General features: G+C 71.7%; 22 protein-coding genes. 6 read left to right on the top strand and 16 right to left on the bottom strand.

The window, feature by feature from the left end; translation table 11 throughout:
• Window positions 1-29 precede the first annotated feature (29 nt).
• Entirely contained in the window at window positions 30-956 is a 927-nt protein-coding gene (locus tag ACYU96_RS11710) for a glucose-6-phosphate dehydrogenase assembly protein OpcA (protein ID WP_460753324.1), read from the top strand.
• Window positions 953-1,828 (top strand): 6-phosphogluconolactonase, encoded by an 876-nt coding sequence (gene pgl / locus ACYU96_RS11715; protein ID WP_460753327.1) that lies wholly within the window; start codon window positions 953-955, stop codon window positions 1,826-1,828. The genes ACYU96_RS11710 and pgl overlap by 4 nt, the downstream gene beginning before the upstream one ends.
• 102 nt (window positions 1,829-1,930) lie before the next feature.
• Here the strand turns inward: pgl and ACYU96_RS11720 are convergent, their stop codons facing one another.
• The 5 genes from ACYU96_RS11720 to gap all read right to left on the bottom strand — a co-directional run bounded on the left by ACYU96_RS11720 (window position 1,931) and on the right by gap (window position 6,034).
• A complete protein-coding gene (locus tag ACYU96_RS11720) occupies window positions 1,931-2,239 on the bottom strand; it encodes an RNA polymerase-binding protein RbpA (RefSeq protein ID WP_460753329.1) in 309 nt (102 codons plus the stop codon).
• Between the two features lie 110 nt (window positions 2,240-2,349).
• On the bottom strand, window positions 2,350-2,592 hold the full coding sequence (gene secG / locus ACYU96_RS11725; RefSeq protein WP_123814306.1) for a preprotein translocase subunit SecG: 243 nt from the start codon (window positions 2,590-2,592) through the stop codon (window positions 2,350-2,352).
• A 211-nt stretch (window positions 2,593-2,803) separates the two neighbouring features.
• Complete coding sequence (gene tpiA, locus ACYU96_RS11730; protein WP_460753332.1) at window positions 2,804-3,598, bottom strand: triose-phosphate isomerase; 795 nt, start codon at window positions 3,596-3,598, stop codon at window positions 2,804-2,806.
• A 44-nt stretch (window positions 3,599-3,642) separates the two neighbouring features.
• The gene (locus ACYU96_RS11735; RefSeq protein ID WP_460753335.1) at window positions 3,643-4,851 is read right to left on the bottom strand and encodes a phosphoglycerate kinase; all 1,209 of its coding nucleotides are present in this window, start codon (window positions 4,849-4,851) and stop codon (window positions 3,643-3,645) included.
• 178 nt (window positions 4,852-5,029) lie between these two features.
• Window positions 5,030-6,034, bottom strand: a complete 1,005-nt coding sequence (gene gap, locus ACYU96_RS11740) for a type I glyceraldehyde-3-phosphate dehydrogenase (protein WP_460753337.1) — start codon at window positions 6,032-6,034, stop codon at window positions 5,030-5,032.
• A 600-nt stretch (window positions 6,035-6,634) separates the two neighbouring features.
• On the opposite strand from gap, the gene ACYU96_RS11745 reads away from it, so the two are divergent.
• Window positions 6,635-8,098 carry an SDR family oxidoreductase gene (locus ACYU96_RS11745; protein WP_460753340.1) on the top strand — a complete coding sequence of 488 codons (1,464 nt, stop codon included), beginning with the start codon at window positions 6,635-6,637 and terminating at the stop codon, window positions 8,096-8,098.
• 37 nt (window positions 8,099-8,135) lie between these two features.
• Here ACYU96_RS11745 and ACYU96_RS11750 read toward each other — a convergent pair whose 3' ends face one another.
• From ACYU96_RS11750 to ACYU96_RS11775, 6 genes are all read right to left on the bottom strand, one after another.
• On the bottom strand, window positions 8,136-9,479 hold the full coding sequence (locus ACYU96_RS11750) for a hypothetical protein (protein ID WP_460753343.1): 1,344 nt from the start codon (window positions 9,477-9,479) through the stop codon (window positions 8,136-8,138).
• 130 nt (window positions 9,480-9,609) lie between these two features.
• Window positions 9,610-10,590 carry a DNA-binding protein WhiA gene (gene whiA / locus ACYU96_RS11755; protein WP_460753346.1) on the bottom strand — a complete coding sequence of 327 codons (981 nt, stop codon included), beginning with the start codon at window positions 10,588-10,590 and terminating at the stop codon, window positions 9,610-9,612.
• 117 nt (window positions 10,591-10,707) lie between these two features.
• Complete coding sequence (locus ACYU96_RS11760) at window positions 10,708-11,688, bottom strand: gluconeogenesis factor YvcK family protein (protein WP_460753349.1); 981 nt, start codon at window positions 11,686-11,688, stop codon at window positions 10,708-10,710.
• Between the two features lie 15 nt (window positions 11,689-11,703).
• On the bottom strand, window positions 11,704-12,639 hold the full coding sequence (rapZ, locus tag ACYU96_RS11765; RefSeq protein WP_460753352.1) for an RNase adapter RapZ: 936 nt from the start codon (window positions 12,637-12,639) through the stop codon (window positions 11,704-11,706).
• Between the two features lie 28 nt (window positions 12,640-12,667).
• Window positions 12,668-14,710 carry an excinuclease ABC subunit UvrC gene (uvrC, locus tag ACYU96_RS11770; protein ID WP_460753354.1) on the bottom strand — a complete coding sequence of 681 codons (2,043 nt, stop codon included), beginning with the start codon at window positions 14,708-14,710 and terminating at the stop codon, window positions 12,668-12,670.
• A gap of 84 nt (window positions 14,711-14,794) precedes the next feature.
• Window positions 14,795-15,283 carry an OsmC family protein gene (locus tag ACYU96_RS11775; protein WP_460753357.1) on the bottom strand — a complete coding sequence of 163 codons (489 nt, stop codon included), beginning with the start codon at window positions 15,281-15,283 and terminating at the stop codon, window positions 14,795-14,797.
• A 443-nt stretch (window positions 15,284-15,726) separates the two neighbouring features.
• Here ACYU96_RS11775 and ACYU96_RS11780 point away from each other — a divergent pair, with 443 nt between their 5' ends.
• Entirely contained in the window at window positions 15,727-16,590 is an 864-nt protein-coding gene (locus tag ACYU96_RS11780) for a hypothetical protein (RefSeq protein WP_460753360.1), read from the top strand.
• A gap of 111 nt (window positions 16,591-16,701) precedes the next feature.
• On the opposite strand, the gene uvrA is transcribed toward ACYU96_RS11780, so the two are convergent.
• The 3 genes from uvrA to ACYU96_RS11795 all read right to left on the bottom strand — a co-directional run bounded on the left by uvrA (window position 16,702) and on the right by ACYU96_RS11795 (window position 20,447).
• Window positions 16,702-19,659 (bottom strand): excinuclease ABC subunit UvrA, encoded by a 2,958-nt coding sequence (uvrA, locus tag ACYU96_RS11785; RefSeq protein ID WP_460753363.1) that lies wholly within the window; start codon window positions 19,657-19,659, stop codon window positions 16,702-16,704.
• 74 nt (window positions 19,660-19,733) lie between these two features.
• Complete coding sequence (locus tag ACYU96_RS11790) at window positions 19,734-20,042, bottom strand: YciI family protein (protein WP_460753366.1); 309 nt, start codon at window positions 20,040-20,042, stop codon at window positions 19,734-19,736.
• Window positions 20,043-20,210: 168 nt separating this feature from the next.
• On the bottom strand, window positions 20,211-20,447 hold the full coding sequence (locus ACYU96_RS11795) for a hypothetical protein (RefSeq protein ID WP_460753368.1): 237 nt from the start codon (window positions 20,445-20,447) through the stop codon (window positions 20,211-20,213).
• A 215-nt stretch (window positions 20,448-20,662) separates the two neighbouring features.
• Here ACYU96_RS11795 and sthA point away from each other — a divergent pair, with 215 nt between their 5' ends.
• Complete coding sequence (sthA, locus tag ACYU96_RS11800) at window positions 20,663-22,075, top strand: Si-specific NAD(P)(+) transhydrogenase (protein ID WP_460753371.1); 1,413 nt, start codon at window positions 20,663-20,665, stop codon at window positions 22,073-22,075.
• Window positions 22,076-22,166: 91 nt separating this feature from the next.
• Window positions 22,167-22,907, top strand: a complete 741-nt coding sequence (locus ACYU96_RS11805; protein ID WP_460753374.1) for an MBL fold metallo-hydrolase — start codon at window positions 22,167-22,169, stop codon at window positions 22,905-22,907.
• Window positions 22,908-22,937: 30 nt separating this feature from the next.
• On the opposite strand, the gene ACYU96_RS11810 is transcribed toward ACYU96_RS11805, so the two are convergent.
• Together ACYU96_RS11810 and uvrB are read right to left on the bottom strand one after the other, a co-directional pair.
• Complete coding sequence (locus ACYU96_RS11810) at window positions 22,938-23,948, bottom strand: TerC family protein (protein WP_460753376.1); 1,011 nt, start codon at window positions 23,946-23,948, stop codon at window positions 22,938-22,940.
• A gap of 236 nt (window positions 23,949-24,184) precedes the next feature.
• Window positions 24,185-26,296, bottom strand: coding sequence for an excinuclease ABC subunit UvrB (gene uvrB / locus ACYU96_RS11815; protein WP_460753379.1), 2,112 nt, complete (start codon window positions 26,294-26,296; stop codon window positions 24,185-24,187).
• Window positions 26,297-26,371: the final 75 nt, after the last annotated feature.

Raw genomic sequence — 26,371 nt, forward strand, 5'->3', positions numbered from 1 at the left:
CGCAGGAACCACCTCGAAGGGCGGACACAGTGATTATCGACATGCCGGACACCACCGCCAACGACGTCAACCGTCGGCTGGTGTCGCTGCGCGACGAGGGCGGCGCCGTCGCCCTGGGCCGCGTGCTCACCCTCGTGGTCCTCGCGGACGAGCGGGACGTCGAGGAGGCGGTCGCCACCACCAACGACGCCAGCCGCGAGCACCCGTGCCGCGTCATCGTCGTGGCACCCTCCCACGACGGCGCGCCACGCCTCGACGCGCAGATCCGCGTGGGCGGCGACGCCGGCGCCTCGGAGGTCGTGGTGCTGCGGGCGTCGGGTCCGCTGCTCGAACGCTGCGACACCCTGGTGATGCCGCTGCTCCTGCCCGACGCCCCGATCGTCGTCTGGTGGCCGCGCGAGGCGCCCGCCGAGCCCGCGGCGGACCCGGTCGGCGCCATGGCGCACCGCCGCATCACCGACACCACCGCCGTCGAGGACCCGGTCGCCATGCTCCACACCCTCCCCGGGGTGTCCAGGCCCGGCGACACGGACCTGGCGTGGGCCCGCGTGACGCTGTGGCGCGCGCTCATCGCCGCCGCCGTCGAGCAGCCGCCGTTCGGCCCCGTGCAGAACGTGCGCGTCGAGGGCGAGGTGCGGCACACGTCGCTGCACCTGCTGGCCGCCTGGCTCGGCGAGCGGCTGGGGTGCCCCGCCACGGTCGTGCCGGTCGACGGCGCGGAAGCCATCACGAAGGTGGTCCTGGAGCGCAAGGACGGCGACATCGTGCTGGACAGGCCCGACGGCCGCGTCGTCACCATCACCGAGCCGGGCAAGCCGGCGCGACGGATCGCGCTGCCGATCCGCAAGCTCAACGAGGCCCTCATCGAAGAGCTGCGCCGGCTCGACCCGGACGAGGTCTACGAGAAGGCTCTGGCCAAGGGGCTGCCCCTGGTCGAGGTCGAGGGGGCGGCATGAGCGACGTCCCCGGCACGGCGGCGGACCGGCCCGTCGCGGCCGCGGCCGGTCGTCCCGCCACCCGGCTCGTCGTCGTGCATCCCGACGCCGGGGTGCTGGCCGAGGCCACCGCCGCACGGCTGCTCACGCGCGTCCTGGACGTGCAGTCGGTCCGCTCCCCCGTGCACGTCGTCCTCACGGGCGGCACCGTGGGGATCCGTACGCTCGCGAGCGTGGCCGCGTCGCCGCTCGTCACGGCCGTGGACTGGAGCGGCGTGCACCTGTGGTGGGGCGACGAGCGGTTCCTGCCCGACGGCGACCCCGACCGCAACGAGACCCAGGCCCGCGAGGCGCTGGTCGACGCCCTGGTCGCCGAGCACGGTCTGCCGGCCAGGAACGTGCACGCGATGCCGGGGCCCTCCGCCGTCGCCTCACCCGAGGAGGGCGCCGCGGCGTACGCGGCGGAGCTGGCCCGGTTCGCGGCGCACGAGCCCGACGGTGACGGCCCGGCGGACCCCGCGGCCCCGGCCGTGCCGGCCTTCGACGTCCTGCTGCTCGGCATGGGCCCGGACGGGCACGTCGCCTCGCTGTTCCCGGGGCACGCGGCGCTCGGCGCCACGGGCGCCACGGTGGGCGTGCACGGCTCTCCCAAGCCGCCGCCGGAGCGGGTCTCGCTGACCTTCGGCACCCTCCGCGCGGCGCGCGAGGTGTGGATCGTCGCCGCGGGCGCTGAGAAGGCGGCCCAGGCCGCCGCGGCGATGGGTACGACGCCGGACGACGTCCCGGAGGCGGTCGCTCATGTCCCGGCGGTCGGCGCGGTCGGCGCCGTCCGGACCCTCTGGCTCCTGGACGCGGCGGCCGCGGGAAGCACGAGCCCGGCCCCCACCGCCTAGTACCACGGCAGGACGCACCGCCCCCGGGGTGGCGGGGCCTGCACGGTCCCACCACCTCGGTGCCGGGGCGGCTGCGGCGCGGAGCGCTGCGCGGGCCGCGGCTCAGCTCGCGACGCGGCCGCGGCGGATGTGGAGCGCTTCCAGAGCCTCGGCCAGGAGCGCCGCACCGTCCTCTTCCGACCTGCGCTCCTTCACGTAGGCCAGGTGAGTCTTGTACGGCTCGTTCCGGACCGGTGAGGGTGGATTCGCGGGGTCCATCCCCGCCGGGTACCCGCACTGCGGGCAGTCCCAGTGCACCGGGGCCTCCACGTCGGCACCGACCGAGAAGCTCGGTGCCGTCTCGTGCCCGTTGGCGCACCAGTAGGAAACTCTTACGCGCGGAGCAGCCTCGCCTCGCTCGGTCTCGCCCATGGGGCCGGCGCCTACCCGGCTACCCCTGATCGCATGCCCGCCAGATGCCACGTTCCTCGTCCCCTCCGTGAGGTTGGGTGGCCGACCGCCCGCGCGTCGAACCGCTCGGGTCAGCTGACCTTCTGAACCAGGCCGAGCAGCACGATCACCACGGTCCACACGAGCGCGAAGGCGACCGTGATGCGGTTCAGGTTGCGCTCGGCGACGCCGGAGGACCCGGCGCCCATGGAGATACCGCCGCCGAACATGTCGGAGAGCCCGCCACCCTTGCCCTTGTGGAGCAGTACGAGCATGGTCAGGAAGGCGCTGGTGATGACCAGCAGAACCTGCAGGATGATCTGGAGCACGTCCACGAACTTCACGTCCTCATCAACTAGTGTGCCGGAGATCACTCCGACGGCGGATCGGAATCAAGGGTAAGCGAGGGTTTGCCCGATGAACGAACCCCCAGGTCAGAGAACTGAACTGGGGGCTTCGTCCATCGGCACCGAGTCTCTCACACGACGCGGGCACGTCGCGCGCCCGGTCTGCGGAGTGTCGGTTCGGTGACCGCGGGGTGTCGGTTCAGACCGTCACGTGCGACTGGTAGCGCACGATCTTGGCGAACTCCTCCGGGTCCAGGCTGGCACCGCCGACGAGCGCGCCGTCGACGTCGGGCTGCGCCATGATCTGCGCGACGTTGCCCGACTTGACCGAGCCGCCGTACAGGACGCGCACCGCGCCGGCCAGGTCGGCGTCGTACAGCTCGGCGAGGCGGCCGCGGATCGCTCCGCAGACCTCCTGCGCGTCCTCCGGCGTCGCGACCTCGCCCGTGCCGATCGCCCAGACGGGCTCGTACGCGACGACGACCTTCGCGGCCTCCTCGGCCGCCAGGCCGGCCAGCGCCGCGTCCAGCTGCGCGAGCGTGAAGGGCACCTGCTCACCCGCCTGACGCACGTGCAGGCCCTCGCCCACGCACAGGATCGGCGAGAGCCCGTTCTTCAGCGCGGCGGCCACCTTGGCGGCGACCAGCTCGTCGGACTCGGCGTGGTGCTGGCGGCGCTCCGAGTGGCCGACGGCCACGTAGGCGCAGCCGAGCTTGGCCAGCAGCGGTCCGGAGACCTCGCCCGTGAACGCGCCGGACTCGTGCTGCGACAGGTCCTGGCCGCCGTAGCGGATGTCGAGCTTGTCGGCGTCGACCAGGGTCTGCACGGAGCGCAGGTCGGTGAACGGCGGCAGGACCGCCACCTCGACGGCGGCGTAGTCGTGCTTGCCGTCCTTCAGCGTCCAGGCCAGCTTCTGGACCGTGCTGATCGCCTGCTGGTGGTCCAGGTTCATCTTCCAGTTGCCCGCCATGAGCGGCGTGCGTCGGGTGGTCATGGTGTGTCTTCTCTCTGTGTCGATGTCGCGGCGGCCGCGGCGCCTCAGGCGAGGACCGTGAGGCCGGGAAGCTCCTTGCCCTCGAGCAGCTCGAGGCTCGCGCCGCCGCCCGTGGAGATGTGGCTGAAGCCGGCCTCGTCGAAGCCGAGGGCCCGCACGGCCGCGGCGGAGTCGCCGCCGCCCACGATGGAGAACGCGCCGTTCGCCGTCGCGTCCACGATGCCCTGCGCGACGGTCCGTGTCCCGGGCGCGAACGCCTCGAACTCGAACACGCCCATGGGCCCGTTCCAGGCGATCGTCCGCGCGTCGGCCAGCTGGGCGGCGAACAGCGCGCCGGACTCGGGGCCGATGTCCAGGCCCATGGTGCCGTCCGGGATCGCGTCGGCCGCCACCGTGCGGTGCGGCGCGTCGACGGCGAACGAGTCCGCGGCCTCGATGTCGGTGGGCAGCACGATCTCCACGCCGTTGGCCTCGGCCGTGGCGAGGTAGCCCCGGACGGCCTCGATCTGGTCCTTCTCCAGCAGGGAGCTGCCCACCGAGAGGCCCTTGGCCGCCAGGAACGTGAAGACCATGCCGCCGCCGATGAGCAGCCGGTCCGCCTTGGTGAGCAGGTTCGCGATGACGCCGAGCTTGTCGCTCACCTTCGAGCCGCCGAGCACGACGGCGTACGGGCGCTCCGGCTCTCCCGTCGCACGCGTGAGGGACTCGACCTCCTTGAGCACCAGCTCGCCGGCCGCGGCCGGGAGGAGCCGCGCGACGTCGTACACCGAGGCCTGCTTGCGGTGCACGACGCCGAAGCCGTCGGAGACGAACGCGTCCGCGAGCTCGCCGAGCTCGGCGGCGAGCTCGGCACGCTCCGCGTCGTCCTTGGAGGTCTCGCGCGCGTCGAACCGCACGTTCTCCAGGAGCGCGACCTGGCCGTCGGCGAGGTCGCCGACGGTCTTGCGCGCGGACGGGCCGGTCACGTCCTCGGCCAGCGCGACGGGGGCGCCGAGCAGCTCGCCGAGGCGCGCCGCGACCGGCGCGAGGGAGAACTCGGGCTTCGGCTCGCCCTGGGGCCGGCCGAGGTGCGCGGCCACCACGACGCGCGCGCCGGCCTCGGACAGGCGCCGCAGGGTGGGCAGGGCGGCGCGGATACGGCCGTCGTCGGAGATGGCCGGGCTGCCGTCGACCTCGGACAGCGGCACGTTGAAGTCGGAACGGACGAGCACGCGCTTGCCGCGCAGCTCACCGAGGGAGTCGATGGTCTTCACAGGGGAACCCTTCTGGAAGTGCCGGGCACGCGCGCGAGGCAGAGCCGGACGGCGCGAGGCAGAACGTGCGGACAGCACGACGGGACCGCCGAGGGCCCAGGTTCGTGCCGCCGGGCGCTGCCTCGCGGCGTCGGGCTCTACCTCGCGTCGGGACGAAGCGGAGCGCCGGAGCGGTAGGTCAGAGCTTCTCGCCGACGAACGTCGTCAGGGCGACGAGGCTGTTGCTGTAACCCCACTCGTTGTCGTACCAGGAGACGACCTTGACCTGGCCGCCGATCACCTTCGTGAGCTTGGAGTCGAAGATGCTCTGGTGCGGGTCGGTGACGATGTCGCTCGAGACGATCTCGTCGTCGACGTAGGAGAGGATGCCCTTGAGCGTGCCCTCCGCGGCGGCCTTGACCGCGGCGTTGACCTCGTCCACCGTGGTCTCCTTGGAGGCGGTGAAGGTGAGGTCCGTGGCCGACCCGGTGATGGTCGGCACGCGCAGCGCGTAGCCGTCGAGCTTGCCCTTGAGCTCCGGCAGGACGAGCGCCACGGCCTTGGCGGCACCGGTCGAGGTCGGCACGATGTTGGTCGCGGCCGCACGGGCGCGGCGCAGGTCCTTGTGCGGGCCGTCCTGCAGGTTCTGGTCGCCGGTGTAGGCGTGGATGGTGGTCATGAGGCCACGCTCGATGCCCAGCGAGTCGTTCAGGGCCTTGGCCAGCGGGGCGAGGCAGTTCGTGGTGCACGACGCGTTCGAGATGATGTGGTGCGTCGCCGGGTCGTACTGCTCGTTGTTGACGCCCATGACGAAGGTGGCGTCCTCGTTCTTGGCCGGGGCCGAGATGATGACCTTCTTGGCGCCGCCGTCGATGTGCGCCTTGGCCTTCGTGGCGTCGGTGAAGAAGCCCGTGGACTCGATGACGACGTCAGCGCCCAGCTCGCCCCACGGCAGGTTCGCCGGGTCGCGCTCGGCCAGGGCACGGATCTTCTTGCCGTCCACGATGATGTTCTCGTCGTCGAAGTCGACCGACAGCGGGAAACGGCCCAGCACCGTGTCGTACTTGAGCAGGTGCGCAAGCGTCTTGTTGTCCGTCAGGTCGTTGACCCCGACGATCTCGATGTCCGCTCCCGACGCGATGATCGCGCGGTAGAAGTTACGTCCGATGCGGCCGAAGCCGTTGATGCCGACGCGGATGGTCACGATGCCCTCCTCAGAGGCGCGCCAGCGCTCGGCCGACGCACACGGTTCGAATTCCTTGCGGGCGCCGCCACGTCCTGCCCGGTGGGGCGCGACGCACGGTGCCGTTTGTCGAGTGGTCAGCGCGAAGCCGCTGATCAGCGGCGCCCTCCACGAGGGCAGGCGGTGACCTGGCCCGAAACGTGGAGGTCACACCGTCGTCACCTGACGCGACCGAGCCTATACCCGAAGCGGGGACACGCGTGACCCGAGCCGGACTACCTGAGACGCGCTGTTTTGTCCGATCTCACAGAGCAGCAGGTACGACGCCTGCGCAGCGCGCGCGGAAAGCGCTCGCCGTCGCGCTCGTCTCCGGCGACGGGGCTGACGCCGATCGTCGAGCCGACCACATACCCCACGTAGCCGATCGTGACGAGCACCCGCCGCCGACCGGCAGGCCGTCGCCCCGCCGTGGGCGCCTCCCGGATCATGACCCCCTCCCCGGGCATCGAGGCGGTGTCGGACCTGCCGGAGGACAGGCCATCACGATAACATCTAGCCTGACTAGCAACTTGCCTGGCTTCCTGATCTCGGGATGGTGATCCCGACGAAAGGCGGTGCCTCATGCCCCTCGTCCTCGTGACCGGTGCGACCGGCTACATCGGCGGACGGCTGGTCCCCGAGCTCCTTGCCGCCGGGTACACGGTCCGGGTGCTGACCCGCCACGCCGAGCGGATCTCGTCCCGGGACTGGGCCGGCGACGTCGACGTCGTGACGGGCGACGCCACGTCACGGGCCGACCTGCGCCGCGCGCTCGACGGAGTGGACGTCGCCTACTACCTGATCCACGCCCTGGGCGCCGGCAAGGGGTTCGCCGAGCGCGACCGGGGCACGGCACGCGGCTTCGCGGTCGTCGCCCGGGAGGCCGGTGTCGGACGGGTGGTCTATCTCGGCGGCCTGCATCCCGAGGGCGAGCGGCTGTCCGACCACCTCGAGTCCCGCCGCGAGGTGGAGGAGATCCTGCTGGACGGCGGGGCCCCGACGATCGTGCTGCGTGCCGCCGTGATCCTCGGCTCGGGCAGCGCGTCCTTCGAGATGATGCGCTACCTCACCGAGCGGCTCCCGGCCATGGTGGCCCCGCGCTGGATCGACAACCGCATCCAGCCGATCGCCGTGCGTGACGTGCTGCGCTACCTCGTGGCGGTGGCGGACCTCCCGGCGTCGGTCAGCAGGGCCTTCGACATCGGCGGGCCGGACGTGCTCACCTATCGCGAGATGATGCAGCGCTACGCCGCCGCCGCGGGGCTCCACCGCCGGGTCATCCGCGCCGTACCTGTCCTGACGCCGGGGCTGGCGAGTCACTGGGTCGGTCTCGTCACCCCGGTCCCGCCGACTATCGCCCGCCCCCTGGTGGGGTCGCTCGTGCACGAGGTGGTGACCCGTGAGGACGACATCAAGGACCACGTGCCCGACCCGCCCGAGGGTCTGCTGGGCTTCGACGACGCGGTCACGCTCGCCCTGGCGCGGATCCGTGAGCTCGACGTCCGGACGAGCTGGGTGTCCGCGTCCGCCCCCGGGGCGCCGTCGGACCCGCTGCCCGAGGACCCGGACTGGGCCGGAGGGAGTCTCCTGGTCGACGACCGGTCCCGGGAGGTGGACACCACGCCCGAGGCCCTCTGGACGGTGATCGAGGGCATCGGGGGCGCGCACGGCTGGTACTCCTGGCGGCTGGGCTGGGCCGCCCGCGGCATCATGGACCGGCTGTTCGGCGGGCCCGGCCTGCGACGCGGCCGTCGGCACCCGGACCACCTCGCCCCGGGCGACGCCCTGGACTGGTGGCGCGTCGAGGCGATCGAGCCCGGCCGCCTGCTGCGGCTGCGCGCGGAGATGCGCCTGCCGGGCCTGGCCTGGCTGGAGCTGTCCGTCGAGGACGGCGACGGCGCGCGCCCGACCTTCCGGCAGCGCGCGATCTTCTCGCCGCGCGGGCTGCCGGGGCAGCTCTACTGGTGGGCGATCAGCCCGTTCCACACCATCGTGTTCGGGGGCATGCAGCGCAACATCGCCCACGCGGCGGAGGGCCGGCGGTGAGGTTGCCACGCCTCCGCACGGCCTGATCCCGTGCCGATCAGGCTCGGACCGGAGCCGCCTCCGGCGCGTCGTCGGAGGCGCTCCCGAAGTCCGCACCGGGGCAGTCCTGCGCTTCGCGTCTGCCCTCGCCGTGCGCGAACGTGAGCGCGCGCTCCACGTGCGCCTCCGTGGCGCCGGTGCGGTGCCCCTGGTACCGGATCCAGTCCGGCAGGACGGTGAGTACCTTGGGGTACCACTCGTCGTCGAACCAGTCCGTGATCGCCCCGCGGTTCCACACGATGCGGTGCGGCGAGATGACGCCCCAGGTGTCGCGCGGGATCAGATCGCACCAGTACTCCACGAAGGCCTCGGTCACGTCGCGCTCGTCGGCGGTCAGCGGTCTCCCGCGCTCGGCCTCGCACCAGGCGACGAAGTCGACCAGCGCGTCGCGCCAGTCGGCGCGCTCGTCCTCCGGCGAGGTACCGAGCCGGGATCCGACGAGCTGGGCGGCCCGCTGCGTCAGGTGCCAGTTGTCCATGAGCGAGCGGGTCTCGTCCCCGCGCAGGCCCATGAACGACTCGCGGTACAGGTGTCCCCACGGCACGTCGTCGACCCGTTCGGGCCTCGCGTCCCGCGCCACCGGTCCCACCCATGCCTGCCACGCCGCGTGCGCCTGTTCGACGTCGTCGAACACGCCGGCGTTGAGCGGTAGTGGGTGGTCGCAGACGTCGATGTCCCACGCGTAGACGAACGTGTCGCGTGCCCACTCCAGCTCCGCGAACACCACGCGGCGCGCGCCGCCGATCTCGTCCATGGCTCGCCACAGGCGACCCGTCGCGCGCAACTCGGGCTTCGACAGCAGCCACGGCGCCGCGGGAAAGCTCCGGGAGGCACCGACCGCGGCGAGATACCGGGCCCAGATCTCCTCGGCGTCGTCCGGGAGCGCCATCGCGCACAGGCCGTACAGGAGCCGGGCCAGGCGCTCGGGGTCGCCGACACCGTCCTGCAGGTCCGCGGCCGTGCGTTCGATCAGCTCCGCGGAGAACTCCTCGAAGAACATGTCCCGGCCGACCTCGTGCAGCACGTGGTGGTAGACACCGCCGAGCAGCTCGGCGGTCGCGACCATGACGGCACGCGGGCCGTCCAGACCGACCAGCGCGGCGGATCCGGAGCGGATGCTCTCCTGCGCGTCGGCGAACCAGCCCGCAGTGCGCTCTCGCGAGGAGCCGCCCAGCAGCTTCTGGATGGAGTCCAGGGCCGTGGTCGTACGGTCAGGTAGTGCGCCGAGCTGAGCCTCGCCCGGTGGGCCGTCCTGCCCGCGCTCCGCTGCGAGCACCGCTGCCCGCTTCGCGGGGTTGCCGTACTTCTTGGCCTTTGACCTGCGCTGACGCTTCGATCCCACGCGAGAACCATACGGGATCGGACTCCAGGGCGGCACCGGACGCCGGACCGGGACCGAGCACCTCGCACCGCGACGAACGCTCTCCGCTCGCGCTTCGGCCCGTCCCCGTGCAGGGCCCGCCCGCCCCTCGTCAGATGTCCAGCAGGTCCGGGCTCAGGCCCGACTCCGTGTCCGGGATGCCGAGCTCGGCGGCCCGCTTGTCCGCCGTCGACAGCAGGCGGCGGATGCGGCCCGCCACCGCGTCCTTGGAGAGCTGCGGGTCGGCGAGCCGGCCCAGCTCCTCCAGGGACGCCTGCTTGTGCGCGAGCCGGAGCTCGCCGGCCTGGCGCAGGTGGTCCGGCACGTCCTCGGCCAGGATCTCGAACGCCCGCTGCACGCGCGCCCCGGCGGCGACCGCGGCCCGGGCGGAGCGCCGCAGGTTGGCGTCGTCGAAGTTCGCCAGGCGGTTCGCCGTGCCGCGCACCTCGCGCCGCGCGCGGCGCTCCTCCCACACGGCCAGCGTCTCCGGGGCACCGATCCGGCGCAGCATCGTCGCGATGGCGTCGCCGTCCCGGATCACCACGCGGTCGATGCCGCGCACCTCGCGCGACTTCGCGGGCACGCCCAGCCGCCGCGCCGCCCCGACCAGCGCGAGCGCCGCCTCCGGGCCGGGGCTGGTGACCTCCAGCGACATGGACCGGCCCGGCTCCGTCAGCGACCCGTGCGCGAGGAACGCGCCCCGCCACACGGACTCGGCCTCCGCCACGCCCGAGGACACCACCTCCGGCGCCAGCCCGCGCACCGGCCGGCCCCGCGCGTCCAGCAGGCCCGTCTGCCGGGCCAGCGACTCGCCGTCACGCACCACGCGGACCACGAACCGCGACGACTTGCGGATACCGCCCGCCTGGACCACGATCAGCTCGCTGGTGTGCCCGTACAGGTCCTGGATCGTCTGGCGCAGCCTCGTGGCAGCCGACTCGTTGTCCAGCTCGGCCTCGATCACCACGCGGCCCGAGATGATGTGCAGCCCACCGGAGAACCGGAGCGTCGCGGACACCTCGGCCTTGCGGCAGGACGTCTTCGCCACCCGCACGCGTGCGAGCTCCTCCTTGACCTGTCCCGTGAGCGCCATGGCGGCCATCCTGCCACGTACTGCCCGACCTGCCGTGGGGAGAATCGCGGAGGACCGCGTGAAATGTCCCGGCGTGTCGAGGATGCCGTACCGGCGGGGCTCCACGTCCTCGCCTCGTCACACGTCCCCGAAGACGTCCTCGAACACGTCACGGTACGCCGCAGCCAGCCGCAGCGCGTCGTGCCGCGCGGTGCCGTCACCCCGCCGGACCTGCCGCATCAGGAGCCTGGCGCCCATCCGGCCGGCCGCGTCGGTCAGCTCGGACACGTCCTCCACCGCCGACGGGTCCGCCACCACGGCGTCGATCCGCAGGCTCGGGGCGTGCTTGTGCAGGGCCTCCAGGTGGTCGACAGCCGTCAGCCCCGCCGTCTCCCCCCGGTCCGCCGACAGGTTGAGCGTCACGCACCTGCGCGCCGGGGTCTCGTGCAACGCCTGCGCCAGCTCCGGGACCAGCAGGTGCACCAGCACCGACGAGTACCAGGAGCCCGGCCCCAGCACCACCCAGTCCGCCTCCCGCACCGCCTCGACGGCCTCCTGCGGCGCCGGCGGGTCCGACGGCACCAGCCGCAGCTGCTCGATCCGCCCGTCCGTCACCGCCACCCGGCTCTGCCCCACCACCGTCTCCGACACCGGGCGCCCCCGCCCCGCCTCGGACGGGTCCCTGTGCACGTCCGCCTCCACCACCAGCGGCACCGACGCCATCGGCAGCACCCTGCCGCGCGCCCCGAGCAGCCGGCCCACCCAGTCCAGCCCCGCCACCGGATCGTCCAGCAGCTCCCACAGCGCGACGATCAGCAGGTTCCCCACGGCGTGGTTGTCGAGATCACCGTCCGACCGGAACCGGTGCTGGAGCATCGCGCTCCAGGTCCGGCCCCACTCCGAGTCGTCGCACAGCGCGGCGAGCGCCATGCGCAGGTCACCCGGCGGCAGCACCTCCAGCTCGTCGCGCAGGCGCCCCGACGACCCGCCGTCGTCGGCCACCGTGACGACGGCGGTGAGCCGGTCGGACATCAGGCGCAGTGCCGACAGCGTGGCCGACAGGCCATGCCCCCCGCCGAGCGCGACGACCGCCGGGTTCTTGCTCCACTCTGGCCTCATCGGCACCTTCCTGCCCTACTCACGTCCGAGGTCGCGGGCCGTGACCCGCACCCGGTGCCCGGCAGCACGCAGACGTTCGGCGATGGCGTCGGCCATCGCGACCGAGCGGTGCTTCCCGCCCGTGCAGCCCACCGCGATCGTGGCGTAGCGCTTCTCCTCCTCGAGGTAGCCCGCGAGCACGGGCTCGAGGGCCGACGAGTACCGGTCCGCGAACTCGATCGCCCCGGGCCGGGCGAGCACATAGTCCCGCACCGGAGCATCGTGGCCGGTCAGGTGCCGCAGCTCGGTGATCCAGTAGGGGTTGGCCAGGAACCGTACGTCCACCACGTGGTCCGCGTCCAGAGGGATGCCGTACTTGAACCCGAACGAGAGCAAGGTGATACGCAGCGTCTCCGAGGCCGGGTCCGCCAGCGACCGCCGGATCTCCCGCGACAGGTCGTGCACGGACAGGTCGGACGTGTCGATCGCGATGTCCGCCCGCTCCTTGATGGTGGCCAGGAGGGAGCGCTCCGCGCTGATGCCGTCGAGGATCCGCCCGTCGCCCTGCAACGGGTGGGGCCGGCGCACCTGCTCGAACCGGCGCACCAGCGCCTCGTCCGACGCGTCGAGGAACAGGATCCGGTAGGCGACGTCCCGCTCGCTCATGTGCGCGAGCACCTTGTCGAGCTCGCTGAAGAACTCCCGGCCGCGCACGTCGACGACGGCGGCGACGCTGTCGATCGTCGATCCCTTGCTCATCAGGTCCACGAGCGGGACCAGCATCATCGGCGGCAGGTTGTCGACCACGTACCAGTCGAGGTCCTCCAGCACGGCGGCGGCGCGCGAACGCCCGGCGCCGGACATGCCGGTGATGATGAGGACCTCGGGCTGCGGGTCTGCGGGCGCGGGCGGCGCGGCGGCGTCGATCGCCGCGATGCCCGACGGCGCGGTCGTCGGGTGCGGTTCGTTCATGGGTCCCAGCATGCCAGCCACGACGCGCCTACCCCGGCTCCGCCTCGCCGGGGGCCACCTCGCCCGCAGCCGTCCCACCGGAGGCCGGCCTGCCCTCGCCAGCCCTCCCCTGGGCCGCCTCGCCCGGCGCCGGCGCCAGCGCCCGCACGACGGCGAGCGCGGTGGCCTCGCCCATGCCGCGGACGGTCGCGATCTCCTCGGCGCTCGCGGCGCGCAGCTTCCTGACCGAGCCGAAGTGCGCCAGGAGGGCCTTCTTGCGGGCGGGGCCGAGTCCGGGGACGTCGTCCAGCGCGGACGCGACCATGCCCTTGCTGCGCCGCCTGCGGTGCGCCTGGATCGCGAAGCGGTGCGCCTCGTCCCGCACGCGCTGGAGCAGGTAGAGGCCCTCGGAGGAGCGCCGCAGGATGACCGGGTACTCGTCGTCGGGCACCCACACCTCCTCCAGGCGCTTGGCGAGGCCGCACAGGGCGACGTCGGTGACACCGAGCTCCGCCATGGCGCGTGCGGCCGCGGCGACCTGGGGCGGGCCGCCGTCGACCACGACGAGGCTCGGCGGGTAGGCGAAGCGCTTGGTCTCCTCGGGGCGCGCGTCGTCGTCGGGGTCGACCTCGCCGGACTCGAGCTCCACGTCGCCGGCCTTGAGGCGGTCGGCGAGGTAGCGCTTGAACCGCCGGGTGATGACCTCGTGCATGGCGGCCGTGTCGTCGCGCGCGCCGTCACCGTCCGGGCCGCGGACGCTGAACGTGCGGTACTCGCCCTTGCGGGGCAGGCCGTCCTCGAACACGACCATCGACGCCGACTGGTAGGTGCCGCCCGTGTGGGAGACGTCGTAGCACTCGATGCGCAGCGGGGCGCTGTCCAGGTCGAGCGCCTCCTGGATCTCCTGCAGCGCCTGGCCGCGGGTGGTCAGGTCCCCGGCGCGGCGGGTCTTGTGCAGCACGAGCGAGTGCTCGGCGTTCCGCAAGACGGTGGCGGCGAGCTCCTTCTTGTCGCCGCGCTGCGGCACCCGCAGGTCGACGCGCGAGCCGCGCAGGCCGGTCAGCCACGCGATGACCTGGTCGGGGTCCGGCGGAAGGACGGGGACCAGCACCTCGCGCGGCACGGCGTCGCGCATCGCCTCGCGGTCACCGTCCGCGACGGCACCGTAGACCTGCTGCAGCAGGTGCTCGACGAGCTCCGCGTCCGAGACGTCCTCGACCTTCTCCACGACCCAGCCACGCTGGCCGCGGATGCGTCCGCCGCGCACGTGGAACACCTGCACGGCCGCCTCGAGCTCGTCCCCGGCCAGCGCGAACACGTCCGCGTCCGTCCCGTCGCCGAGCACGACGGCGTTCTTCTCGGTGGCACGGCGCAGCGCCCCGATGTCGTCGCGCAGCCTCGCCGCCCGCTCGTACTCCATGGCCTCGGCCGCCGCGGTCATCTCCGCGCCGAGCCGCTTCTCGAACCGCTTCGTCTCGCCGGACATGAAGTCGCAGAAGTCGAGCGCGAGATCGCGGTGCTCCTCCGGGCTGATCCGCCCCACGCACGGCGCCGAGCACTTGTCGATGTAGCCCAGCAGGCAGGGGCGCCCGGACCTCGCGGCACGCCGGTACACGCCCGCCGAGCAGGTCCGGATCGGGAAGACGCGCAGCACCTGGTCCAAGGTCTCGCGGATGGCCCACGCGTGCCCGTACGGGCCGAAGTACCGGGTGCCCTTGCGCTTGGCACCGCGCATCACCTGGGCGCGCGGGACCTCCTCGCCCAGCGTCACCGCCAGGTACGGGTACGACTTGTCGTCCCGGTACTTCACGTTGAACCGCGGGTCGTACTGCTGGATCCACGTGTACTCGAGCGTCAGCGCCTCCACCTCCGTGCCCACGACCGTCCACTCGACCGACGCCGCGGTGGTGACCATGGTGCGTGTGCGGTGGTGCAGGTTCGCGAGGTCCTGGAAGTAGTTGGAGAGCCGCTGACGCAGGTTCTTCGCCTTGCCGACGTAGATCACGCGCCCGTGCTCGTCGCGGAAGCGGTACACGCCCGGCGAGGTCGGGATCTCGCCGGGCCGGGGACGGTAGGTGGCCGGGTCTGCCATGCCCTGAACTGTAGTTCGACTGGCTGACAATGCTTTCCCGCGCCGGCCGGGCCGGCCCGGCCGGTCGAGGAACGGCCGGGCCGCTCAGGCGGTCGTGGCCGCCAGCGGTACCGGCTCCACGAGGACCTGGAAGTTCACCGAGCGGGCGATGAAGCACATCGCGTGCGCCTTGTGGTGCAGGGCGGCGATCTGCTCGTCGGTGGCCAGCTCGCCGTCGTCGGCCAGGATGCGGGGACGGAGCGTGACGTCGGTGAACTGCCCCTCGCCGCGCGACTCGACGCGCATCGTCCCGGTCGCGGAGTCCGAGTACTCACGCACCACCAGCCCGCTGACGCCCGCCAGGTGCAGGAACCACAGCATGTGGCACTGGCTCAGGCTCGCGACGAACAGCTCCTCCGGGCTGTACCGGGCCGGGTCCCCGCGGAACGCGGGGTCGGCGCTGCCGGGGAGCGGGGGCTTGTGCGGTACCAGCACGTCGTGGTCGCGGGAGTACGCGGTGTAGGACGACGTCCCCGCGTCCCCGGCGCCCGTCCAGGTCACCTCGACGGCATAGTCATGGGTGGCTCCACTCATGGGGCTCACCCTAGCGGCGCGGTGTGACGGAGGCCACGCCTCCCCGCGCCTCCGCGCTCGTTGCCAGGATCCTGCTCGTCAGCCACGTCCTCGATCTCGGCCAGAAGGTGTTCACATCGTGGGCTTGTGTCCTTCGTCACAGCAGCGCACACCTCGGGGCCGCGGGAGCCCGACCCTGCCGTCCGTCCGGAGCGCTCCGAGGCGCCGGCCGCCGACGCGGGGCGCTCAGTGATCGAGCGGGTTCCGGGCGTCGGACGCCACCGACGCCCCGACGGCGCTTGGCACATTTTTTCTCGCCGACGGGCAGGTCACGTTACGCCGGCGAAACGCCCGGCGAAGAAGGATTTCACCTGCCGATCGAGTCGGGGGTCTAGGACCCGTTTGCCGGATATGCGAGTCTTAGCAGAAGTTACCAACCCGTTGCTAACCCAGGGGTGATCCACGTGCCCACCAGCACGAACGCCAAGGTTACCTATGAAGAGATCGCGTCGCTCATCTGCGTCACGCGACCGTACTACGCCCTCGAAGGCCTCAGCAGCAACGAGCCCGGGCGCGTCCGCGCCATCGTCCCCGTCCAATCACCCCCCGGACGGCAGAGCCAGATCATCAGCCTCGGTGAGGTCGGACGACACCTCGCCGTGCTCGGACTGTCGGCGGCTGCGACCAGCAGCCCCACCGGCGGCCGCAACTACTACCTCGCGAACCGCGCCGTCGGGCGCATGTACCCGGCCGGAGAGCGGCCCGCTCCCGGGCCGCTCATCGGGACCGCCGTCGTCCAGGGACAGAACCGCCGGCTGGCCCTCGCCCACACCGAGCTGCGGGACTCCGCGGGAACCCTCGTCGCGCGGATGGACGTGCAGTACACGGTCATGCCGGCCGCCGTGTTCCGCCGCCTCGTGGGATCGCCCGCGAGGCCCGACGCAGACTCCCCCGACAACCCCTACGAGCTCGCCATGCCCGTGACCGACGTGTCCGTGCACGAACGGCGCGGCAGCGCGAAGCTCACCGTCGAGCCCGAGATGTGCCGGGGACACTTCGACGGGTTCCCCGCGCTCCCGGTCTCCATGGCGGGATACGCCTCGTTCTCGCTCTTCAACCGCGTGCTCGACCAGATCGCCGGGCCGGACTCCCGGTGGCGGTGCGGGCCGTTCCGACTGAAGACCGAGCACCTCGCCACGGCCGGGCAGACGTGCCTGGTCGAGATCGAGCCCACGAAGCCGCGGACCGCGGAGCAGGCGTTCCTCGGCACGGTCCGCACCGCCGAGCACACTGCCTTCCGCATCTGGGTCGACTACGACGTCGTGTGAGACCCGGCCGGCCCGGCACACCTGACCTCCGAACCTCCGACACCCGACCGGACCACCCGCCGGCAGACCCCCGACACCGGTGAGAGAGCCGGGCGCGCCCCGACGGCGTGCTCAGCCCGCGACCGCGGCCTTGCGCCGCCGCGCCCGGCTCCTCGCCGCGCCCTTGGCGTCCTCGCCCTTGTCGTCGGCGGCCTTCGGCTTCCCCTTCGCCGCCGCGCCCACGGGCACCGTCCCGTCGAGCACCTCGGCGAGGTACGTGCCGGTGTGCGACTCCAGCACCCGCGACACCACCTCCGGCGTCCCCTCCGCCACGACCGTCCCGCCGCCCGAGCCGCCCTCGGGACCCATGTCGACCACCCAGTCGGCGTTCTTGACGACGTCGAGGTTGTGCTCGATGACGATCACCGAGTTGCCCTTGTCCACGAGCGACTGCAGCACGCCGAGCAGCTTGCGGATGTCCTCGAAGTGCAGGCCGGTGGTCGGCTCGTCGAGCACGTAGACCGTGCGGCCCGTGGACCGCTTCTGCAGCTCGGTGGCCAGCTTCACGCGCTGCGCCTCGCCGCCGGACAGGGTCGGCGCCGGCTGCCCGAGCCGCACGTACCCCAGGCCGACGTCGACCAGCGTCTTCATGTAGCGCGAGATCGCGGGGAACGCCTCGAAGAAACCGGCGGCCTCCTCGATCGGCATGTCGAGCACGTCCGCGACGGTCTTGCCCTTGAAGTGCACCTCGAGGGTCTCGCGGTTGTACCGCGCCCCGTGGCACACCTCGCACGGCACGTACACGTCGGGCAGGAAGTTCATCTCGATCTTGATCGTGCCGTCGCCGGTGCACGCCTCGCAGCGCCCGCCCTTCACGTTGAAGGAGAACCGGCCCGGCCCGTAGCCGCGCACCTTCGCCTCGGTGGTCTCCGCGAAGAGCTTGCGCACCCGGTCCCACACACCCGTGTAGGTGGCGGGGTTGGAGCGCGGCGTGCGCCCGATCGGGCCCTGGTCCACGTGCACGACCTTGTCGAGATGGTCCATGCCGGTGACCCGTGTGTGCCGCCCGGCCACCTGCCGGGCGCCGTTCAGCTCGTTCGCCAGCACGGTGTGCAGGATCGAGTTCACCAGCGTCGACTTGCCCGACCCGGACACCCCGGTGACCGCCGTGAAGACCCCCAGCGGGAACGACACGTCGATGTCCCGCAGGTTGTTCTCGCGCGCGCCGACCACGGTGAGCCGACGGTCCCGGTCCACGGGGCGTCGCGCCGCGGGCAGCGGGATCTGCCGCCTGCCCGCCAGGTAGGCGCCAGTCACGGACTCGGCGGACTCGAGGAGCCCGGCCAGGTCGCCCGAGTGGACGACCCGCCCGCCGTGCTCCCCGGCCCCGGGCCCGACGTCGACGATCCAGTCCGCCGAGCGGATGGTGTCCTCGTCGTGCTCGACGACGATCAGCGTGTTGCCCAGGTCCCGCAGCCGCGTCAGCGTCTCGACGAGCCGCCGGTTGTCGCGCTGGTGCAGGCCGATCGACGGCTCGTCCAGCACGTACAGCACGCCCACCAGGCCGGACCCGATCTGCGTCGCCAGGCGGATGCGCTGCGCCTCGCCGCCGGACAACGTGCCCGCGGGACGTTCCAGCGTGAGGTAGTGCAGCCCGACGTCGAGCAGGAAGCCGAGCCGCGCGTGGATCTCCTTGAGCACCTCGGCCGCGATCTGCCGCTCCCGCTCCCCCAGCTCCAGGCCCTTGAGGAACTCCGCGGCCGACGCGATCGGCAGGCGGCACACCTCCGCGATCGAGCGGCCGCCGACCTTCACGGCCAGGACCTCGGGCTTGAGGCGCGCGCCGTCGCACGTGGGGCACGGCACCTCGCGCATGAAGGCCTCGTACTTCTCCTTCGACCAGTCCGAGTCGGTCTCGCGGTGCCGCCGCTCCAGGAACGTGATGACGCCCTCGAAGCCGGTGGAGTACTGCCGCTCCCGGCCCCAGCGGTTGCGGTACCGCACGTGCACCTCGTGGTTGCGCCCGTGCAGCACGGCCTCCCGCGCCCGCTCCGGCAGCGCGCGCCAGGGGGCGTCCATGTCGAACGTCAGCTCCTCCGCGAGCGCCGTGAGCACACGTTCGAAGTACTCGCTGGAGGTCTGCGCCCAGGGCACCACGGCGCCGTCGCGCAGCGACCGCTCCTCGTCCGGGATCACCAGGTCCGGGTCCACCTCGAGGCGGAAGCCGATGCCGGTGCACTCCGGGCACGCGCCGTAGGGGGCGTTGAAGGAGAAGGTGCGCGGCTCGATCTCGTCGAGCGCGAGCGGGTGGTCGTTGGGGCAGGAGCGCTTCTCCGAGAACTTCCGCAGGCGCTCCGGGTCGTCCGCGTCGAGGTCGACCATGTCGATCATCACGAGGCCGCCGGCCAGCCCGAGGGCCGTCTCGACGGAGTCGGTGAGCCGCCGCTGCACGCCCTCGCGGGCGACGAGGCGGTCCACGACGACCTCGATGTCGTGCTTGAGCTTCTTCTCGAGCGACGGCGGCTCGGCGAGCTGCACCACCTCGCCGTCCACGCGGGCGCGGGAGAAGCCCTTGGCGGTGAGCTCCTTGAACAGGTCGGCGTACTCACCCTTGCGCCCCCGCACCACGGGCGCGAGAACCTGGTAGCGGGCCCCCTCGGGGAGCTCCAGCACCCGGTCGACGATCTGCTGCGGCGTCTGGGACCGGATCTCCTCCCCGCACACCGGGCAGTGCGGCGTGCCCGCGCGCGAGTAGAGCAGGCGCAGGTAGTCGTAGACCTCGGTGATGGTCCCGACCGTGGACCGCGGGTTCCGGTTGGTGGACTTCTGGTCGATGGACACCGCGGGGCTCAGCCCCTCGATGAAGTCGACGTCGGGCTTGTCCATCTGGCCGAGGAACTGGCGCGCGTAGGCGCTCAGCGACTCGACGTAGCGGCGCTGGCCCTCGGCGAAGATCGTGTCGAAGGCCAGGGAGGACTTCCCGGACCCGGACAGCCCCGTGAAGACGATGAGCGCGTCCCTGGGAAGGTCCAGGTCTGCGTTCTTGAGGTTGTGCTCACGGGCACCAGAGACGACCAGCCGATTGCTCACGCGAGCATCCTAGGCCCGGAGCCTGACATTCGCACGCGTGTTCTACGCCACACCGTGCGAGAGATCGTTCGCGGTCATCGCGCGAAGCCACCGACCACCACGGTCCACTCGCGCACCGTACGTGCCGTGATCAGGCCCTGCACCCAGAACGGGTCCTCGTCGAGCGTCTCCAGCAGGGCCTGCGGGGAGTCGGACTCCATGGCGAGGAGCGCGCCCGCGGCCGTCGTCGTCCCGTCCGCAGCCACCACCGGGGGCTGCGGACCCGAGGCGTGCACCACCCCGGCGTCGTTGAGACCGTGCAGGAAGGCGCGGTGGGCGGCGCGGTGCTCGTCGAGCCCGGCGGCGTCGTCGGCGTACTCGTAGGTCACGGCGTAGGTCGTCATGACCGCCATTCTGCCTCGTCCGACCGCTCACGGCGGACGACGGCGCTCTGCCGCGCCCGCCCCGAGCACGGAAAGACCGCGGCGCCCGCTCCCGGTTCTCCCCGGGAAGGGACGCCGCGGTCGTCCGGGCCTACGCCGCGGCGCGGCCCGGAGGGGTGAGCGGGTGGCTCACGCGTCGGTGGAGGTCTCGTCGACCTCGGCGTCCGCCAGCGTCACGAGCGCCTGGGCGTGCACGGCGTGCTGCCACTTGCCCAGGTCGCCGACACTCTTGATCTTGAGCGCGGCGAGGGCCTCGTCGTGCTTGGGGCTCAGCCCGAGCAGCGCCGACGGAGGGGCGGCGAGGATCTCGTTGATGCTCTGGCCGCGGTAGCCCTTGTCGACGAGCTTGTCCAGGTTCAGGCTCACGGAGGAGTGCCTTTCGTCGTTGCGGATGAGTGCTTGGCCGGAGGAAGTCCGGCCGGTCGCAGGATGTCGTGGTTCGCCCGGTTTTGCAAGATCCGCGGGATTCCGGGGTGCAGCGGGGGTCCCGCGGCGGGACGCGCGGCCGGACACGCGGGCTCCGGACGACATTTCCCGGCGAAGGGGTCGCCAGCAGGGCCTCCGCCCGGCACACTCGGGGCATGGAGACGAACCAGTACGATCTCGTCGTCATCGGTTCCGGCCCGGGAGGGCAGAAGGCGGCCATCGGCGCGGCCAAGCTCGGCAAGCGCGTGGTCGTCGTCGAGCGGCCCCACATGGTCGGCGGCGTCTGCCTGAAGACCGGCACCATCCCCTCGAAGACCCTGCGCGAGGCCACGCTCTACCTCACCGGCCTGACCATGCGCGACATGTACGGGTCGAGCTACCGGCTCAAGGAGCACATCACCGTCCAGGACCTGCTGGCGCGGCTGCAGCACGTCATCGGCCGCGAGACCGAGGTGGTGCGCCACCAGCTCGCGCGCAACCGCATCGAGACCGTCACCGGCAGCGCGCACTTCGCCGGGCCGCACGAGGTCGAGGTGACCGACGAGGAGAACGAGGTCGTCGCGCGCCTCACGGGCGAGAAGGTCGTCATCGCCGTGGGCACGCGGCCCGCGCGGCCGGCCAACGTCGAGTTCGACCACGAGCGCATCGTCGACTCCGACGGCATCCTCGACGTGCGTGAGGTGCCCCGCACGATGGTGGTGGTCGGGGCCGGCGTGATCGGCATCGAGTACGCGTCGATCTTCGCGGCGCTCGGCACGCGCGTCACCGTCGTCGAGTCCCGGGAGAAGATGCTCGACTTCTGCGACGGCGAGGTGATCGAGGCGCTGAAGTTCCACCTGCGCGACCTGTCGGTCACGTTCCGGCTCGGCGAGAAGGTGGCGTCGGTGTCCGCGACGGGCGACGGGACCGTCACCACCCTCGAGTCCGGCAAACGGATCCCGGCGGACACCGTCCTGTACTCCGCCGGACGCCAGGGCGAGACGGACGGCCTGCGGCTCGAGGCGGCCGGGCTGGAGGCCGACGCGCGCGGGCGCCTGAAGGTCGACAAGCAGTTCCGCACGGACGTCGAGCACATCTTCGCCGTCGGCGACGTCATCGGGTTCCCCGCCCTGGCCGCGACGTCGCAGGAGCAGGGCCGGCTGGCCGCCTACCACGCGTTCGACGAGCCGGTCAGCTCCGTGCTGGACCTGCAGCCCATCGGGATCTACACCATCCCGGAGATCTCCTACTGCGGCGACACGGAGGCCGAGCTCACCCGCGCCGGCGTGCCCTACGAGGTGGGGCTGGCCCGCTACCGCGAGCTGGCGCGCGGCCAGATCGTGGGCGACTCGTACGGGATGCTCAAGCTGCTGGTCTCCACCGAGGACCGGCGGGTGCGCGGCGTCCACCTGTTCGGCACCGGCGCGACCGAGCTCGTGCACATCGGGCAGGCCGTGATGACCGCGGGCGGCACCGTGGACCACCTGGTGGACTCGGTGTTCAACTACCCGACGCTGTCCGAGGCGTACAAGGTGGCGGCGCTCGACGCGACGAACAAGATGCGGGACGTGGAACGCTTCGCGCTCTGACGCCCGGACCTGAGGACGCCGGGGCCGCGGACGGCTGACACACCACTACCAATAGGTGCGCAGAGGACCGTACCCCTGGCACACTCCCTCCATGGCGCCCTACACCGGTGATGTTGTCACGGGCTGCGACCCCGACGTCCGCCTGCTCGACGACGTCGCGATCCACAAGATGTCCGTGGGACCCATGGACAACAACGCCTATCTCCTGACCTGCCACGCCACCGGCATCCAGCTGCTCGTCGACGCGGCCGCCGACCCCCAGTCCCTCATGGACCTGATCGACATGTCCGAGGGCGACGGGCCGGGCAGCGGCCCCCTGGACGCGGGACCGCCGCTCGACGTCGTCGTCACCACCCACCGGCACGCCGACCACCTCGGCGCACTGGCCGACGTCGTCGCCATCACGGGCGCGCGGACCGTGGCCGGGGCCGACGACGCGGACGCCGTCGCCCACGCCTCCGGGACACCGGTCCTGGTCCCCGTGTCCGACGGCGACACCGTCGCGTTCGGCCAGGTCACGATGGAGGTGATCCACCTGCGCGGGCACACCCCGGGATCGATCGCGCTGGCGTACACCGAGCCCGGCGACGTGTCCGCCGCCGGAGCCGTCGCCGGACGCACCCACCTGTTCACCGGCGACTCGCTGTTCCCGGGCGGCCTGGGCAACACGGGCGGCGACCCGCACCGCTTCGAGACGCTCCTGAGCGACGTCACCACGCGGATCTTCGACCGCTTCCGCGACGACACGTGGGTCTACCCGGGCCACGGCGTGGACACCACGCTGGGCGCCGAGCGCCCCAGCCTGGAGTCCTGGCGGGCCAGGGGCTGGTGACCCGCTGACCTGCGGGCGATCAGCCGCAGGTCAGCTCTCGCGGCTCTGCTCGAGGGCCGCGGCCTCCTCCGCGCGGCGGTTGCTGCGGTCCTTGATCAGGGAGGCGACGGTGGTGACCGTCAGGACGACCAGGATGACCATCAGCGAGACCGACGTCGTGATCTCGGGGACCAGGTCGACCTCCTGGCCGCCGTTGATGAACGGCACCTCGTTGAGGTGCAGGGCGTGGTTGACGAGCTTGACGCCGATGAAGCCCAGGATGACCGCGAGGCCGTAGTTCAGGTAGACCAGACGCTCCAGCAGGCCGTCGATGAGGAAGTAGAGCTGGCGCAGCCCGAGCAGCGCGAAGGCGTTGGCCGTGAAGACCAGGTAGGCCTCCTGGGTCAGGCCGAAGATCGCCGGGATGGAGTCGACGGCGAACAGCAGGTCCGCCGAGCCGATCGCGATCATGACAATGAGCATCGGCGTGATCATCCGGCGGCCGTCGACCTTGGCGGTCACCCGGTCCGCGACGTACGACTCGGTGACCGGGAAGACGCGGCGCACCAGGCGCAGCACGGCGTTCTCGTGGTACTCGTCGTCGCCGTCGTCGCCCTTGGCCTGGGTCCACGCCGTCCAGAGCAGGAAGATGCCGAACAGGTAGAACACCCAGCTGAAGTGGGCCACCAGCGTCGCACCGAGCAGGATGAACACGGTGCGCATCACGAGCGCGATCGTGATGCCGATCAGCAGCACCTTCTGCTGGTACTCGCGAGGCACCTTGAAGCTGGCGAGGATGAGCACGAACACGAAGAGGTTGTCCACGCTCAGCGACTTCTCGGTCACCCAGCCGGCGAAGTACTCCCCGCCGTACTGCGCCCCCCACGCCCACCACACGATCCCGCCGAACGCGACCGCGATCAGGACGTAGACGAGGGACCAGCGGCCGGCCTCCGCGACGGACGGGGCGTGCGGCGTGCGCACGTGGCCGACGTAGTCGATGGCGATCATCACGAGGATCGCGAGGACGGTCAGGCCCCAGGCCCAGATCGGCACATTCATGAGAAAAACCCTCCGGTGGACACGTTTGAACACCGGAGGTCTCTCCCAACCCTCCGGACCAGCCCCGCCTCTCGACAGGAACCTGTCCGACGAGCCAGTGCGCCCGGGGCAACATCGTTGTCACCCGTACTGACGAAACGCACCGTGCCGGGATACTCCCCTCCTGCTGGAAAGCATACGCGACCAGAACGTTCGCAGGAAGCGTGAGCCGCCTCTCCCTGCGCGACGCAGCGCGCTCAGGCCGTGGCCGCCTGCATCTGCCGCAGCTCCTTCTTCAGGCCGCCGATCTCGTCCCGCAGGCGCGCGGCGACCTCGAAGTGCAGCTCCGCGGCCGCCCCGTGCATCTGGTCGGTGAGCTCCTGGATGAGCTCGGCCAGCTCGCTCGCCGCCGCGCCGGAGAGCCGGCTGCCGGTGGTGGCGCCCTCCTTCGGGCTGCCGGGGACCGGCGCCCTGCCTCGCGCACCGTCGCCGGGCGCCTTGCGGAAGCCGCCCGCGAGCAGCTCCTGCGTATCGATGTCCTCGCGGGCGAGCATGTCGGTGACGTCGGCGATCTTCTTGCGCAGCGGCGTAGGGTCCACGCCGTTCGCCTCGTTGTAGGCGATCTGCTTCTCCCGGCGGCGGTCCGTCTCGTCCAGCGCCTGCCGCATGGCCGGGGTGATCTTGTCGGCGTACATGTGCACCTGGCCCGACACGTTGCGGGCCGCGCGGCCGATCGTCTGGATGAGGGAGCGGCCGGAGCGCAGGAAGCCCTCCTTGTCGGCGTCGAGGATGGCGACCAGGGACACCTCCGGCAGGTCGAGACCCTCCCGCAGCAGGTTGATGCCGACCAGCACGTCGAACGCACCCATGCGCAGCTCGCGCAGCAGCTCGACGCGGCGCAGCGTGTCCACCTCGGAGTGCAGGTACTGCACGCGGACGCCGCGCTCCAGGAAGTAGTCGGTGAGGTCCTCCGCCATCTTCTTGGTCAGGGTGGTGACCAGCACGCGCTCGTCCTTGTCGACGCGGTCCCGGATCTCCCCGAGCAGGTCGTCGATCTGGCCCGTGGTGGGCTTCACGACCACCTGTGGGTCCACGAGGCCCGTGGGGCGGATGACCTGCTCGACCACGCCGTCGGACAGTGACTGCTCGTAGTCGCCGGGGGTCGCCGACAGGTACACCGTCTGCCCGATGCGCTCGGTGAACTCCTCCCACCGCAGCGGCCGGTTGTCCATGGCGCTGGGCAGGCGGAAGCCGTGGTCCACCAGGGACCGCTTGCGCGACATGTCGCCCTCGAACATCGAGCCGATCTGCGGCACCGTCTGGTGCGACTCGTCGATGACGAGCAGGAAGTCCTCGGGGAAGTAGTCGAGCAGGGTGTTCGGCGCGGTGCCGGGCTCGCGCCCGTCGATGTGCATCGAGTAGTTCTCGATACCGCTGCACGTGCCGATCTGGCGCATCATCTCGATGTCGTACGTGGTGCGCATGCGCAGCCGCTGCGCCTCCAGCAGCTTGTTCTGCCCCTCGAGCTCCGCGAGCCGGCCGGCCAGCTCCGCCTCGATCCCGGTGATCGCGCGCTCCATCCGCTCGGGGCCGGCCACGTAGTGGGTCGCCGGGAACAGGTACACGCTCTGCTCGGTGTGCACGACGTCACCCGTGAGCGGGTGCAGGGTCTGGATCGACTCGATCTCGTCGCCGAACATCTCGATGCGCACGGCCAGCTCCTCGTACACCGGGATGATCTCCACCGTGTCGCCGCGCACACGGAACGTGCCGCGGGTGAACGCCGTGTCGTTGCGGGTGTACTGCATGGTCACGAACCTGCGCAGCAGCTCGTCGCGGTCCACGACGTCGCCGACGTCGAGCCGGACCATCCGGTCCACGTACTCCTGCGGCGTGCCCAGGCCGTAGATGCAGGACACCGATGCCACCACGACCACGTCCCGGCGCGTCAGCAGCGACGACGTCGCGCTGTGCCGCAGCCGCTCCACCTCGTCGTTGATCGACGAGTCCTTCTCGATGTAGGTGTCCGACTGCGCGATGTACGCCTCGGGCTGGTAGTAGTCGTAGTACGAGACGAAGTACTCCACCGCGTTGTTCGGCAGCAGCTCGCGGAACTCGCTCGTGAGCTGCGCGGCCAGCGTCTTGTTCGGCGCCATGATGAGCGTGGGCCGCTGCAGCTTCTCGATGAGCCACGCCGTCGTGGCGCTCTTGCCCGTTCCGGTCGCGCCGAGCAGCACGACGTCCTTCTCCCCCGCCTGGACGCGCTCGGTGAGCTCGGCGATGGCGGTGGGCTGGTCTCCGGCGGGCTGGTACTCGGAGACCACCTCGATGGGGGCGACGGTCCGCTGCAGATCGGTGACGGGGCGCATGTTCCCAAGGTAGCCGGACTGTCTGACAGTGTTCTCCCGCACCGCCCTGCTCCGCCTCGTGGCGGGACGCTCCCG

The organism is Myceligenerans cantabricum (genome assembly GCF_054777735.1).